Genomic DNA, 12,811 nt, shown 5'->3' with positions numbered 1-12,811 from the left:
GAACACGTCGTAGATCAGCGTCAGACCGGTTTCTTCCTCGAATTTCTTCAACAGGCCTTCGTCAATATAGTCGGACCAGTTGTACACACGCACCTCTTCGGCAAAGGCGGCTTGTGAAAGAAATGTTATCATCGAAATTGCCGCGCTGGATTTACTCATCAGCATATTTTCTCCCAAGATAGCTGATTGCCGAACTTTTGATCAAAAACGGTTTCGTTGCAACCTTGTTCTAAAAATTTGATAGTTTATTGGAATTAGTTAGATTGTTTGGCCTAGATCCGCAGAAAATTGGCAGGAAATGAGACACTTGAGCGATAAAACGCCCGAGCACGAAACAATTTATGTTCGAGTCAAGGAGATGATACTCTTTGGGGAATTTATCCCCGGCCAACCGATCACAATTCTCGGTCTGTCAGAGGCGATTGGAGCGGGTGTCACTCCGGTGCGTGAAGCAATTCGACGTTTAACTGCCGAGGGTGCATTGCGCTCGCTAAAGAACCGGCGCGTAGAAGTGCCTGAAATGTCCGAGCACCGATTGAGTCAGATTGAATTGGTTCGAATGTCCGTCGAGCCAGCTCTGGCCTCAATGGCGGCGGTGAATGCCGACAGCCGATTAATTACCAAGTTGGAACAAATAGATGCGCTTGTAGACAGGGCCATAGATGTTGGCGATACGCGCGAGTATTTGGCGGCAAATTATCGGTTCCACTTCACGCTTTACGAGGTGGCAGACGCATTGATATTGCGGCGGATTGCTGAATCCTTGTGACTTCAGGTTGGACCATCTTTGCGGGTCGTTTGTGGGCGGTTCGAAACAGAGACATTGTTGGATCAGCACCGCGAAGCGATTTTGGCGTTGCGAGATGGTGATGTTGAGAATGTCAAAAAGGCGATTGAAGAAGACATTCGTCAAGGGCTGGTTTTGGTTCGACAGGCCCTTTTAGCTTAAGATGAATTGATTTTGACCGCTTCGATTTCAAAGTAGCGATTGACTAATTCCAAAATTTGATCAAAAGATGCAGGTCAAATACAAATGTCTCGCGGTTTGAGGCATTTTGGAGGTTTTGATGAAAAAGGTGATCGCAGCTACCTGGCAAGAAAGTCTGCCCGAAGAGTTTATCTCATTTGCTCAAGGCCGTCGGATCGAAGAGGTCGAGTGCATCGTCCCTGATCTGGTTGGAACCTCACGCGGCAAGGCAATGCCAGCCGTGAAGTTCAAGCCCTCCACAGACTTGGCACTCCCGGTTTCGCTGTTTTACCAGACGATCTCGGGCGAATACGTCGATATGGACATCGAGGGTCAGTGGTTGGAAAAGGACATCGTCCTAAGGCCTGACATGAGCACTGCCTGTTCGATACCGTGGTCGAGCGATCTTTCCCTGCAAGTGATCTGCGACATGTTTAACAGGGACGGAACTCCGCTTGAAATCGCGCCCCGCGAAGTTCTGCGGCGTGTCGTTAGTATTTATCGGGAAAAAGGCTGGAAGCCCGTTGTGGCGCCGGAACTTGAGTTTTACCTGACCAAGCCCAACCACGATCCGAACGAAGCAATTGAGCCCCCGGTAGGTCGGACAGGGCGCAAGGGTGCCAGCCGACAGGTCTATTCAATGGCGGCTGTGGACGAGTTTGGCGAAGTCATCGACACCATATACGACTTTGCCGAAGCGCAGGGCTTGGAAATCGACACCGTCATTCAAGAGGGCGGCGCGGGCCAGATTGAGATCAACCTGATGCATGGTGATCCTTTGCGTCTTGCCGATCAAGTATTCTACTTCAAACGCACGATCCGTGAGGCCGCGTTGAAGAACGGTGTATTCGCGACCTTCATGGCCAAGCCGATCCGAGACGAACCCGGTAGCGCTATGCATGTTCATCAAAGCATCGTGGATGTCGAAACCGGCGAGAACATTTTTTCCAACGCGGATGGGACAGAGTCCGATCTGTTTCGTTGGTTTATTGGCGGTTCTCAGAAGTACTTGATGCAGGCTGTACCGCTGCTCGCACCTTATGTGAACTCCTATCGCCGGATCACGGTAGAAGGGCAAAGCGCCCCAGCAAATATCGAGTGGGCGTCAGACAACCGGACGACTGGTCTTAGGGTGCCGCATTCCGTCCCTGCAGCGCGCCGGCTGGAAAACCGTGTAACGGGCATGGACTGTAACCCCTACATTGCCATTGCCGTGTCGCTGGCCTCTGGTTTGCTGGGAATAATGAATAAGACCGAACCTCGCCCGGAAGCCAAAAAGGAAGTTTGGGAAGCAGAGCATTCGTTACCTGCCAGCCTGCGCGAGGCGTTGGATATCTTTGACGAGGCTAAGGAAATTCGCGAACTGCTGGGTGAAGAATTCTGCCGCCTATATGCAGACATCAAGCGCGCCGAAAACGAAGAATATCAACGCGAAATCTCCCCTTGGGAACGTCAGCACCTGTTGCTGAACGTCTGATTTGAGAGGCTAACATGACAACCGTAGCAAATCATCTGCCCACCGCTGAATTGCAAGCCATTGACGCTGCTCACCACATGCACCCGTTTACGAAGGGTAAAGAGGTCAATCAGATTGGCGCTCGGATCATCACCAGCGCCAAGGGCGTTTGGCTCAAGGATAGCGAAGGCCAAGAAATTTTGGATGGTATGGCAGGCCTGTGGTGTGTGAATATCGGCTATGGCCGTCCCGAGCTCGCCGACGTGGCCGCTCGTCAGATGCGAGAGCTGCCATTCTACAATACGTTCTTTCAAACCTCGCATGTGCCCGCGCTGATGCTCGCCAAGAAACTGGCCGAGCTTGCACCCGGCGACCTGAACCATGTGTTCTTTGCCAATGGCGGATCGGATGCCAACGACACCAATATTCGCATGGTTCGCACGTATTGGGCCGAGAAAGGTCAACCTGAACGTGATGTGATTATCTCACGCTGGAACGGCTACCACGGATCAACCATCGGCGGCGCGACGCTGGGTGGCATGAAAGGCATGCACGCGCAAGGCGGTCTGCCGATCCCCGGAATCGAATTCATTGACGAACCGAACTGGTGGGCGGAAGGCGGCGACCAGACTCCGGAAGAGTTTGGTCTGGCTCGAGCACGGCAGCTGGAAGAGAAGATCAAGGAAGTCGGACCGGAAAAGGTCGCAGCCTTTATTGGCGAGCCTATCCAAGGGGCCGGCGGCGTCATCATCCCGCCAGCGACTTACTGGCCGGAAATTCAGCGTATTTGTAACAAATACGGAATTCTGCTGATTGCAGACGAGGTGATTTGCGGGTTTGGCCGGACCGGAAACTGGTTTGGTTCGCAAACAATGGGTATCAAGCCCGATATCATGACAGTGGCCAAAGGGCTTAGCGCGGGCTACGTGCCGATCGGTGCCTCCATCGTGTCGGGCGAGATCGCCAAGGTCATTGGTGATACCGAGTTCAACCATGGTTACACTTATTCCGGTCACCCGGTTGCCTGTGCCGTTGCTCTTGAAAACCTGCGCATTCTCGAAGAGGAAAATGTGCTTGAGCACGTGCGCGCCGTGGCCGGTCCGCATCTCAAGAAGAGATGGGAAGAGCTAGCGGATCACCCTCTGGTTGGCGAGGCACGCGTCGAGGGCCTGATGGGATCGATCGCTCTGACCCCGGACAAGGCAACGCGTGCGCCATTTGCCGTTGATGCCGGAACGGTTGGCTATATTTGCCGAGAGCGGTGTTTTGCAAACAACATCGTCATGCGGCACGTTGGTGATAGGATGGTTATCGCGCCGCCGTTGGTCATCACCTGCGATGAAATCGATATCCTGGTGGATCGTGCCCGCAAATCTCTTGATGAATGTCTCGAGAAAATCCGCGCAGACGGTATTTTTAAAGCTGCATGAAATTAAGAGCTCCCAATGGACCTGCTGACTGTAAACGATCGTCAGGGTGAGTACCCGAATTCTTACTATGCTGACGTAGCTGAAACGCTTGCCCCATTTCCAAAGGCGCAAGGTGCCTTGGAGTGCGATGTCTGCGTCGTGGGGGCAGGCTTTACCGGACTGTCTGCTGCCTATCATTTGGCGCAGCGCGGATATGACGTTGTTGTGTTGGACGCACAACGCGTTGGGTTTGGCGCGTCGGGCCGAAATGGCGGCCAGGTCAGCATGGGCCAGAGGGTTGAGCAGGACGGTCTGGAGAAAATGGTTGGTGAAGCCCACGCCCACCAGCTTTGGGATATCGGTGCTCAGGCGGTTGATCTGGTCCGTTCGTTGACCAAAACACCCGAAGTTCGAACTGAGTTCCATGATGGAGTAATCCACACCGTACATCGGGAACGATATCAGGCGCACAACGCTGAGTATGTCGAGCATATGTCCAGCAAATACGGGTACGACAAAATCCGCTTGCTGGACAAAGATGAGTGTCACCATCTGGTTAATTCGCCAGCCTATTATGGCGGAACCCTGGATATGGGGGCAGGGCACGTAGACCCGTTTGAGCTGGTGCTTGGTCTGGCGCGTCTAGCGGTGGACGCTGGAGCGCGAATTTTCGAGCAATCGAAAGTTGTGGCGGTCAAGGAAGGCGACCCTGCCACTGTCGTGACTGATAATGCCACCATAACGGCGCGCTATGTGGTCTTGGGATGCAATGGGTATCTGGGCAATATGCACAAGCATGTGGCCGAGCGGGTGATGCCGATCAATAACTTCATCGTTTCCACCAAACCGCTTGGCCGCGAGGCTCAGGAAGAAATTATACGCAACAACTATGCCGTGGCGGACAGCAAGTTCGTGATCAACTACTTCCGTTTTTCGGACGATCACCGTCTTCTGTTCGGTGGAACGGAGTCTTACGGTTACAAATTTCCAGCTGACATAGCTGGCGCAGTGCGCAAGCCGATGGCCGAAATCTTCCCGCAACTCAAAGATGTGGAAGTCGACCATGCCTGGGGAGGAACGCTGGGGATCACCATGAACCGCATGCCCCACTACGAACGCATATCCGGTAACATTCTGTCGCTATCAGGATTCTCGGGGGCGGGCGTTGCCATGGGAACGTTGTCAGGGCAAATCGCTGCTGAAGCCATTGCCGGTCAGGCAGAGCGTTTTGATGTCATGGCTAAGGTTCCCACAAAGGCTTTCCCTGGAGGCCCGATGCTGCGCACACCTCTGTTGGTACTTGCCATGCTCTGGTTCAGTTTGCGCGACAAGCTTTGACGAATTGGCCCGGCGATGGCTCGTCCAGCGTTAGCAGATCGGGTTTTGAGAACATCACCCGACCAATGGCCAGCAATTGTTACTCTCCACCCGGCAGTCAGCTTGCCTGCACATGACTGCGTTCGCGCGGGTTGGGGAAACGTTCATAGATTACTTCCATCACTGAACGTTCTGCGTCCATGTCGTCGCGCTGATAGCCGCCAAGTAGCAGATTTTCCTCGATTGTCTGAGAAATCAGAAAAAGGGGCCCTTCGAGCATCAGGGCCAGTCCGTCCTTGATCCGACGGCTGGATAACCAAGAGGTGACGTTTTCACCTTCCAAGACCACTTTGCCGTAAGCCGCTTTTTCCATGCCCAAAATGGCCTTGAGCAAGGTGGATTTCCCAACTCTGTTGCACTCAGGACAGTGGCGATTTCACCGCGTTTGTTTCCATCGAGAAGTCGCGGAGTACGCGCGTGCGTCCGTATTTGACGTCGAGCGAAAAAACCTCAAGCAGCATCACTATCCGTGACGATAACCAGCGGTTCGAATTGGCGGACGGTATCGCTTGATTGGCGGATGAAAGCCCTTTCAGCTTTGGCGTTCCGTCGGGCAGTTAATCGAAAATCGATCAGTTGGCCGCTTTGATCAACCGCGCGCCAGAGATAACGCCACTCCCCGCCGACGCGAACATATGTTTCGTCCACGTGCCACTGCAACCCACGCCACGTCCGGTGATTTCTGAACGCGCGCTCTCGGATCTCTGCGCCAAACTATTGAACTCAGCAATAAACCGTCGAAACATTCACATCGACCCCACGCTCGGCCAGAAGGTCACGCATATCTCGATACGACAGCGGATATCGGCAATATCAACACATCGCCAACAAAATGACTTCTTTAGAAAAGCGGTGACACTTGAAGGGATTACGGCGCGGCATCAGGACCCTAGGGCGAAACCATGGAACCATCGCTGCCAACGCCGGTTAATGCAACAGTGCCGTTTAAAGCGCGCATACTTCCTAGGCCGCGGTCCAGTATGCCATGTATTTTAAAGGTTTTGTTTCATCACTGTGTGCAGCGGCTCATCCATGGCTTACATGCCGCTCTGCAATCCAAAAATCTCAACAAAAAATGGCATTGAATGAGCCGTCTAGGTGCAATTTGCTACAATTTCTCTTGCAGCCCGGTTCAATCGTTCAACTGCAGTTTCAACGAACGCATCGTCGAACCTGCTTAGAAGCCCGAAAGTAGAAAGCGTTAGAAAAACCCTTTTCTCATCTGAGAATACCGGAACAGAGACAGCGCCGAGATCGGGTTCATTTTCTCCCCGATTTAACGCGAAACCCTGAGCTCGGATTTGGTCTAGCTCTTTTTCCAACCCTTCATTGTCCTGAACGGTCTGTTCGGTAAGTGCGGCTAAGGAATACGCAGCTAGGCTCGCAGTTCGCTCTTTTTTCGAAAGGGTCGAAAGCCATATCTTTCCTTGCGCTGTTGAGTGTATCGGCAGGATTGTCCCGACTTTAATGTTAATGTTTATGGGTCGATTTGACGGCGACACCGCCATGCAGATGGGGCCGCCTTGTGAGAACCGACTGGCCATCACTGATTCGTTCAAATCAATACTTGCCGCTGTTATGATGGGTTTCACGACCGATGCCAGCGGGTTAGTCTCCCGCTCCAACCTACCCAATTCTTCAATCCTGTGGCCGAGGCAATAAACCCCGCGCCGATAGGAGGTGAGGGCTCCGACTATCGTAAGGGTAGTCAGAAACCGGTGCGCTGTGGCCAAGGTCATACCTAGTTCGTCAGCAACTGTATTCGCAGAGATTTCCCTGCGTTCGGAGCTAAATAGACCCAGAATTTCGAAACTCTTTACAACGGAACCGTTCAGTTTTGTCGCCATTTTTTCTTCCCGAATGATGCGCCGATTTTAGCGTCCGGTTTCATTGGGCTGACCAAGCATGCACTTGTGGCAAGCTTAGTTAGGATTAACCCGCATAGGTGTTTTTATATTGCACATAGTGAGAGGAAACAAATTTATTTGACACCAAATTTATAATTAGCTCATCATGTAATCTAGTAATTGCACATAGTGAGATAAGGAAAAAACATGAAGGTCGGCGTGTTCATCGACAATACTGACAGTAACGCAGTGTCCGGTGGTTGGTTCGAAAGAAGGAACCCCGTATCCGGAGAGATCGTTACAACAGCAGCTGCTTGCACCGCTGAGGACGTTGAACGCGCTGTTCAATCCTGTGCCTCGGCATTCAAGGAATGGTCCAAGACGGGCCCGAACCTCCGCCGCGCTGTCTTGAACAAATGCGCTGATGCTTTGGATGCCAAGGCTTCTGAATTCATGCGTTTGGGTGCAGAAGAAACGGGCGGGTCTGGCCCCTGGATAGGTTTTAACGTGATGCTGGGGGCAAGCATTCTGCGCGAAGCGGCATCCATGACGACACAGATCAAAGGTGACATTATCCCATCCGACAAACCGGGCACCATGGCTATGGCTTTTCGCCAGCCAGTTGGGGTTTTGGTCGGTATGGCGCCGTGGAACGCTCCAGTAATTCTGGCGGTTCGGTCTTTTGCCATGGCGATCGCCTGCGGCAACGCTGTAGTCATGAAGGCGTCGGAAAAATGCCCGGGCCTTCACCGCCTAATCGGTGACGCGATGGCTGAAGGTGGGCTCCCCCCTGGGGTTCTGAATATCATAACTCACTCGGCCGAGGATGCGCCTGAGGTCGTCAATGCCCTCATCGATCACCCGTTGACCCGACGTATTAATTTCACTGGATCCACCAAGGTGGGGCAGATCATCGCCGAACGCGCAGCCAAACATCTAAAGCCTTGCCTTTTGGAGCTTGGGGGTAAAGCGCCTCAGATCGTGCTTGACGATGCAGATATTCCCGCAGCCGTGAATGCCGCCATCTTTGGCGCCTTTATGAACCAGGGTCAGATTTGCATGTCGGCTGAGAAGATCATCCTGTTGGAGTCGATCGCGGACGAATTTGCCGATCAGTTTGCCAAAAGGGCCGAAACTTTGAAGGTAGGCAGGCCCAACGAAAAGGTTCATATCGCGTCGGTCGTCGATAGAGATACGATCAATCACGCTGCCGCATTAATTGACGATGCAGTCGCCAAAGGCGGAATAGTTCGCTCTGGCGGCGCACCGGACGAGGGCACGATTATGCCGGCAACCATCGTCGACCATGTCACATCGGATATGGCAATTTATTCCGAAGAGAGCTTTGGTCCTGTAACCACAATCATCCGCGTGAAAGACGTGGACGAAGCGGTGAAAGTTGCAAATGACACTGAATATGGCCTCACTGCTTCGGTCTTCAGCCAGAATACGTGCCGGGCTATGGAAGTTGCAAAGCAGATTCACACCGGGATCTGCCACATCAACGGACCGACAGTGGGTGACGAAGCCCAGATGCCGTTTGGCGGGACCAAGCGTTCGGGATACGGTCGTTTCGGCGGCAGCGCCGCTATCGACGAATTCACCGAGTTGCGCTGGATCACCATTGAAGATCCCGAACAGCACTACCCGATTTGAGCTGGATCGAAAAACCGGGGAATAGCGAAATGAAAACTGTAATTCTTGGTGCAGGCGCACTTGGTTCCGTCATTGGCGGGCTGCTTGCCATCGCTGGCCGCGATGTGGCGTTGTGGGATGTGAATGACACGCATCTCGACGCCATTCGCAAGAAAGGTTTGCGGATCGATGGCCCCAAGGGGACTGAGGTTCTGCAACTCCCTGCCATTCGCCCCGAAGAAGCGGATGAAACACCCGATCTTATCATCCTGCTGACGAAAACGATCCACACCGAGGCTGCACTTGCGGGTGTGCAAAAGCATATCGATGCAGGGGCTCATGTTCTGTCGCTGCAAAACGGTCTTGGCAACGCAGAGCGTATTGCCGCCATCGTGCCTCCGGACCGGGTGCTTTACGGATGTACAATGATGCCAGGCCGGTTCATCGAGCCCGGGCACGTTGCGTCGCAGGGCAAGGGTTATGCCGTCTTCAAGTCTCTGACGGAAAACGGTCTCGCGTTCGCGAAATCCGCAGCTGTAGAAACGGATATGGTTACGCTCGAAGTCACGGATAGTACCGATCAGATTATCTGGCAAAAGGCGGCCTTCAATTGCGCAATGAATGCCAGTTGCGCACTGACGGATGCTCGGGTCGGGGCTTTGTCGCAACCTGAAATGTTCAAACTGCTAACGGACGTTTCCGGCGAAGCTGTCGCGGTAGCAAACGCGCTCGGCGTCACCGCGAGTCACTCCGAGGTGATTGATCAGATCCGGCACGCTTTGGAACATCACACAGAACACAAGCCCTCGATGCTTCAGGACATCGAGGCGGGACGACCGACGGAGATAGATAGCCTCTGCGGCGAAGTTGCACGGCTGGCCGAGCAGAACAATTTGTCCGCGCCACTCAATACGGCGTTGGCATCTTTGGTACGAGTCAGAAGCCGTACCTCGGCTGAGGCGAATGTGTGACCTGGAAATCTCAGAGCCGTCGCAAGGAGCGATACTAAAGTGAATAGTAACGAGAACACGAAATCGATTACTGCTGGTGGTGCCCTGTTCGGGAAGCTCAAAGCTTTGGGTGTCGACTATGTTTTTGCGAATTCCGGCACCGATTTTCCTCCGATCATTGAGGGGCTGATCGAAGCGCGGCAAAAGAAGCTCGACTTGCCGATCCCGGTCACTTGCCCGCACGAACATGCGGCGATGGGCATGGCCCACGGGTATTACCAAATCTCAGGCCGCATCCAATCGGTCATGCTACACACCAATGTCGGCCTTTCGAATGGAGCGACCGGCGCAATCAACGCGTACTGCGATCAAATTCCGATGCTAATGATGTCCGGGCGAACGCCCGTTATGGAAAAAGATCGGTTCGGAGCCCGTACTGTACCCATCGGCTGGGGGCAGGAAATGTTTGATCAGACCGCTCTTGTGCGGGAGACTTCCAAGTGGGACTATGAGCTCCGATTTCCAGAACAGTTGTCCGAGTTGTTTGACCGCGCCTGGGCAATCTCCAATTCCACACCCAAAGGACCGGTCTATCTGAGCCTTCCGCGCGAAGTATTGTGTCAGCAGACACCGCCCGTTGGGCTGGATAAGCCGTCGATCATGGCTCCAGTGATCACAGCGCCTGACGCAGCCTCCCTGTCAACTGCAGCCGAGTTATTGGTCAACGCAGAGAACCCGTTGATCATCAGTCAGCGTGGCACCGGATCGTATGAGACTTTTGACGCGTTTGGCAAATTTGTGTCCGACTGGGCGCTGCCAGTGAGCCACTACTGGGCCAATCAAATCTCATTGCCGCTCTCGCATCCCATGCATATTGGTCAGAATCCAGAGACGATGTTGGCCGAAGCGGACGTCGTGCTAGTAATCAATTCGCTGGCGCCATGGTGGCCTGACAAGGTGGCCTTGCGTGACGATGTGATTGTCATTCAGCTTGGCCCCGATCCGTTATTTTCCAGAACCCCGATCCGTAACTTCCAGGCAAATGTCACACTTGCAGGTGAGACATCAGACACGTTGCAGGCACTTATCACCGCAATGGACGGTATACCGCGCGACAAAGAACGCGTCGCAGCTCGTCGAAAGCGGGTCTCCAAAATTTCCGAAGCCAACCGCAATGCAGTCCTTGCCAATGCTGAAAAAGGCGCTGGCGGACCGATGACAAAAGAGTGGGTCAGCCTTTGTGTCGGCAAGGCGATCAAGGGGCGGAAAGTTTCAATTTTCCATGAACTTGGCCTTCCGCTTGGGCCGCTCGATCTGGAAGACCACAACAGTTACTTTCAAGAGCCCCATGCTGGTGGTCTTGGATGGGGGTTGCCTGCTGCTTTGGGAGGACAACTGGCAGAACCGGACCGCCTGGTGTTTGCGACGATGGGTGACGGCAGTTACATGTTCTCCAACCCAACGGCCTGTCACCAGATTGCAGAGGCCTTGGAGCTTCCGGTCATTACTCTGGTGCTCAACAACGAAGAATGGGGGGCGGTGCGTCACTCGGTCGAAGGGTTGTATCAGAGCGGTCTTGCAGCAAAGGCCAATGATGTTCCTCTGACCCGGTTGCAGCCCAGCCCAGATTTCACCAAGACAGCTGAGGCCAGCCGTGCCTACACTGAAACTGTGGAGACGGGCGACGAGTTGCCTGCCGCACTGGATCGCGCAATCCGGGTTGCAACGGAGGAAAGGCGGCAAGTTTTACTGAATATTGCAATCGCTCGATCCGGGTCGCACTGAGTCCGGTAAATTCATCACGTACAACGCAGGGAGGAGGCATTGATTGCCTGGGAGCTACGAACTGGCCGGGTAGAAGTGCTTGCGAACTTCGCAGGTTTTACTCGGCGAGGTACAACTATTCTGGGGCAAACGGGTTTTTGTTATCAGAAACAGCAACTAAATTTCAAAAAACCTCAATTTTGTTGGCCAATTTAATGAATATACTAATGTGAAGCCGAAGTGGAGGAGCAATCCGGCAACATCACAGGCCTTGCGACCGTGAATCACGATTAGCGCAACGCTGTCTATCCCCGGGGGTGGGCGCCTTGCTAGAAAAGTAGATCAGGAGGAGATCATGAGTATTCTAAAACGCGCGAAATACTTCGCTTTGGGCACTACGATGTCAGCACTTGTGGCGCCGTTCGCCTGGGCGGCTGAATATGAGTTCAAGCTTCACCACTTTTTGAGTCCAAAGGCGCCGGCACACGCACAGATGCTGGAACCCTGGGCGCAACAGATCATGGATGCGTCTGACGGGCGCATTAAAATCGAGATATTCCCATCCATGACTCTAGGTGGAAAACCACCCCAGCTTCCGCGGCAGGTGCGCGACGGTGTCGTCGATATTGCGTGGATCGTGAATGCCTACGCCGCCGGACAGTTTCCCCGGACAGAGGTTTTCGAACTTCCTGGTGTTCATCAAGGCAGCAGTGCCGCCGTCAACAAGGCGATGCGCAAAATGTACGAGGAAGGTGAGCTGAGCAAGGATTTCAAAGGCGTTGTTCCCTTGTTCCAGCATGTGCATGGCGGCCAGGCACTTCATATGGCAACTGATGAAGTGCGCTCGCCCGACGATCTGGCCGGTAAGAAGATCCGCATACCATCGCGGACAGGCGCGTGGGTTATCGAGTCACTTGGCGCAAATCCCGTAAAAACTTCGGTGGGGGAAATTCCGGTTGCACTGTCTAAGAAAGTAATCGACGGCGCGATGATACCGTTTGAGATTATTCCGCCACTCAAGATTCACGAGCAAACCAAGTATCAGATCGAAGGGCCGAACGGTAAACGCCTTGGTACGACATCCTTCTCGGTCATCATGAATGAGGATCGTTGGAACAGCCTGCCAGCCGATATCCAACAGATCTTTCTCGACCACTCGGGTCTCGAATGGCACGCTGAGGTAGGTGAGATCTGGGACGGCGCTGAAGCCTTTGGGATCGGTATTGCGACCAAATCAGGCAATGAGCATGTACAGCTAAGCGAGGCCGAATGGGCAGAGTTTGAAGCAGCCGTAGCGCCGGTTGTCGACCGTTGGATCGCCGAAATGGACGAAAAGGGTATCGACGGGCAGGCGCTGTACGATCAAGCGGTCAAACTGGTCAATGAAAACATGGCGACAAACTGAC

At 53.6% G+C, this 12,811-nt stretch carries 11 protein-coding genes and 2 pseudogenes; 9 read left to right on the top strand and 4 right to left on the bottom strand.

Annotated elements, in window-relative coordinates:
• A pseudogene (locus ABLN94_RS23845) lies at positions 1 to 159 on the bottom strand (spermidine/putrescine ABC transporter substrate-binding protein PotF); the annotation flags it as partial.
• 148 nt (positions 160 to 307) lie between these two features.
• On the opposite strand from ABLN94_RS23845, the gene ABLN94_RS23840 reads away from it, so the two are divergent.
• The 5 genes from ABLN94_RS23840 to ABLN94_RS23820 all read left to right on the top strand — a co-directional run bounded on the left by ABLN94_RS23840 (position 308) and on the right by ABLN94_RS23820 (position 5,170).
• Entirely contained in the window at positions 308 to 769 is a 462-nt protein-coding gene (locus ABLN94_RS23840) for a GntR family transcriptional regulator (RefSeq protein WP_352997102.1), read from the top strand.
• Positions 770 to 826: 57 nt separating this feature from the next.
• Positions 827 to 949 (top strand): hypothetical protein, encoded by a 123-nt coding sequence (locus tag ABLN94_RS23835; protein WP_352997100.1) that lies wholly within the window; start codon positions 827 to 829, stop codon positions 947 to 949.
• Positions 950 to 1,067: 118 nt separating this feature from the next.
• Positions 1,068 to 2,444 (top strand): glutamine synthetase family protein, encoded by a 1,377-nt coding sequence (locus ABLN94_RS23830; protein WP_352997099.1) that lies wholly within the window; start codon positions 1,068 to 1,070, stop codon positions 2,442 to 2,444.
• A 14-nt stretch (positions 2,445 to 2,458) separates the two neighbouring features.
• The gene (locus ABLN94_RS23825) at positions 2,459 to 3,853 is read left to right on the top strand and encodes an aspartate aminotransferase family protein (RefSeq protein ID WP_352997097.1); all 1,395 of its coding nucleotides are present in this window, start codon (positions 2,459 to 2,461) and stop codon (positions 3,851 to 3,853) included.
• Between the two features lie 15 nt (positions 3,854 to 3,868).
• Positions 3,869 to 5,170, top strand: a complete 1,302-nt coding sequence (locus ABLN94_RS23820) for an NAD(P)/FAD-dependent oxidoreductase (protein WP_352997095.1) — start codon at positions 3,869 to 3,871, stop codon at positions 5,168 to 5,170.
• Positions 5,171 to 5,267: 97 nt separating this feature from the next.
• Here ABLN94_RS23820 and ABLN94_RS23815 read toward each other — a convergent pair.
• The 3 genes and pseudogenes from ABLN94_RS23815 to ABLN94_RS23805 form a co-directional block, all read right to left on the bottom strand.
• Positions 5,268 to 5,546, bottom strand: a pseudogene (locus ABLN94_RS23815) (hypothetical protein); the annotation flags it as partial.
• 113 nt (positions 5,547 to 5,659) lie between these two features.
• Positions 5,660 to 5,857 (bottom strand): DDE-type integrase/transposase/recombinase, encoded by a 198-nt coding sequence (locus ABLN94_RS23810; protein ID WP_352997093.1) that lies wholly within the window; start codon positions 5,855 to 5,857, stop codon positions 5,660 to 5,662.
• Between the two features lie 446 nt (positions 5,858 to 6,303).
• Positions 6,304 to 7,056: an IclR family transcriptional regulator gene (locus tag ABLN94_RS23805; protein WP_352997091.1), complete on the bottom strand. Its 753-nt coding sequence runs from the start codon at positions 7,054 to 7,056 to the stop codon at positions 6,304 to 6,306.
• Positions 7,057 to 7,263: 207 nt separating this feature from the next.
• Here ABLN94_RS23805 and ABLN94_RS23800 point away from each other — a divergent pair, with 207 nt between their 5' ends.
• The 4 genes from ABLN94_RS23800 (at position 7,264) to ABLN94_RS23785 (ending at position 12,810) form a co-directional block, all read left to right on the top strand.
• On the top strand, positions 7,264 to 8,712 hold the full coding sequence (locus ABLN94_RS23800) for an aldehyde dehydrogenase (RefSeq protein ID WP_352997089.1): 1,449 nt from the start codon (positions 7,264 to 7,266) through the stop codon (positions 8,710 to 8,712).
• A gap of 29 nt (positions 8,713 to 8,741) precedes the next feature.
• Entirely contained in the window at positions 8,742 to 9,662 is a 921-nt protein-coding gene (locus ABLN94_RS23795) for a ketopantoate reductase family protein (RefSeq protein WP_352997087.1), read from the top strand.
• A gap of 39 nt (positions 9,663 to 9,701) precedes the next feature.
• A complete protein-coding gene (locus tag ABLN94_RS23790) occupies positions 9,702 to 11,426 on the top strand; it encodes a thiamine pyrophosphate-requiring protein (protein WP_352997085.1) in 1,725 nt (574 codons plus the stop codon).
• A gap of 334 nt (positions 11,427 to 11,760) precedes the next feature.
• On the top strand, positions 11,761 to 12,810 hold the full coding sequence (locus ABLN94_RS23785; protein WP_352997083.1) for a TRAP transporter substrate-binding protein: 1,050 nt from the start codon (positions 11,761 to 11,763) through the stop codon (positions 12,808 to 12,810).
• Position 12,811 lies beyond the last annotated feature (1 nt).

Source organism: Ruegeria sp. SCP11 (assembly GCF_040329455.1).
Taxonomy (GTDB): domain Bacteria; phylum Pseudomonadota; class Alphaproteobacteria; order Rhodobacterales; family Rhodobacteraceae; genus Ruegeria; species Ruegeria atlantica_E.
The sequence above is the reverse complement of the archived record's forward strand: the minus strand, read 5'-3'. Positions and strand labels throughout refer to the sequence as shown.

What these genes read in the sequence shown, in the direction of transcription:
- ABLN94_RS23830 (WP_352997099.1), top strand. Translation starts at nt 1,068, where the DNA reads ATGAAAAAGGTGATCGCAGCTACCTGGCAAGAAAGTCTGCCCGAAGAG.
- ABLN94_RS23825 (WP_352997097.1), top strand. Translation starts at nt 2,459, where the DNA reads ATGACAACCGTAGCAAATCATCTGCCCACCGCTGAATTGCAAGCCATT.
- ABLN94_RS23820 (WP_352997095.1), top strand. Translation starts at nt 3,869, where the DNA reads ATGGACCTGCTGACTGTAAACGATCGTCAGGGTGAGTACCCGAATTCT.
- ABLN94_RS23805 (WP_352997091.1), bottom strand. Translation starts at nt 7,056, where the DNA reads ATGGCGACAAAACTGAACGGTTCCGTTGTAAAGAGTTTCGAAATTCTG.
- ABLN94_RS23800 (WP_352997089.1), top strand. Translation starts at nt 7,264, where the DNA reads ATGAAGGTCGGCGTGTTCATCGACAATACTGACAGTAACGCAGTGTCC.
- ABLN94_RS23795 (WP_352997087.1), top strand. Translation starts at nt 8,742, where the DNA reads ATGAAAACTGTAATTCTTGGTGCAGGCGCACTTGGTTCCGTCATTGGC.
- ABLN94_RS23785 (WP_352997083.1), top strand. Translation starts at nt 11,761, where the DNA reads ATGAGTATTCTAAAACGCGCGAAATACTTCGCTTTGGGCACTACGATG.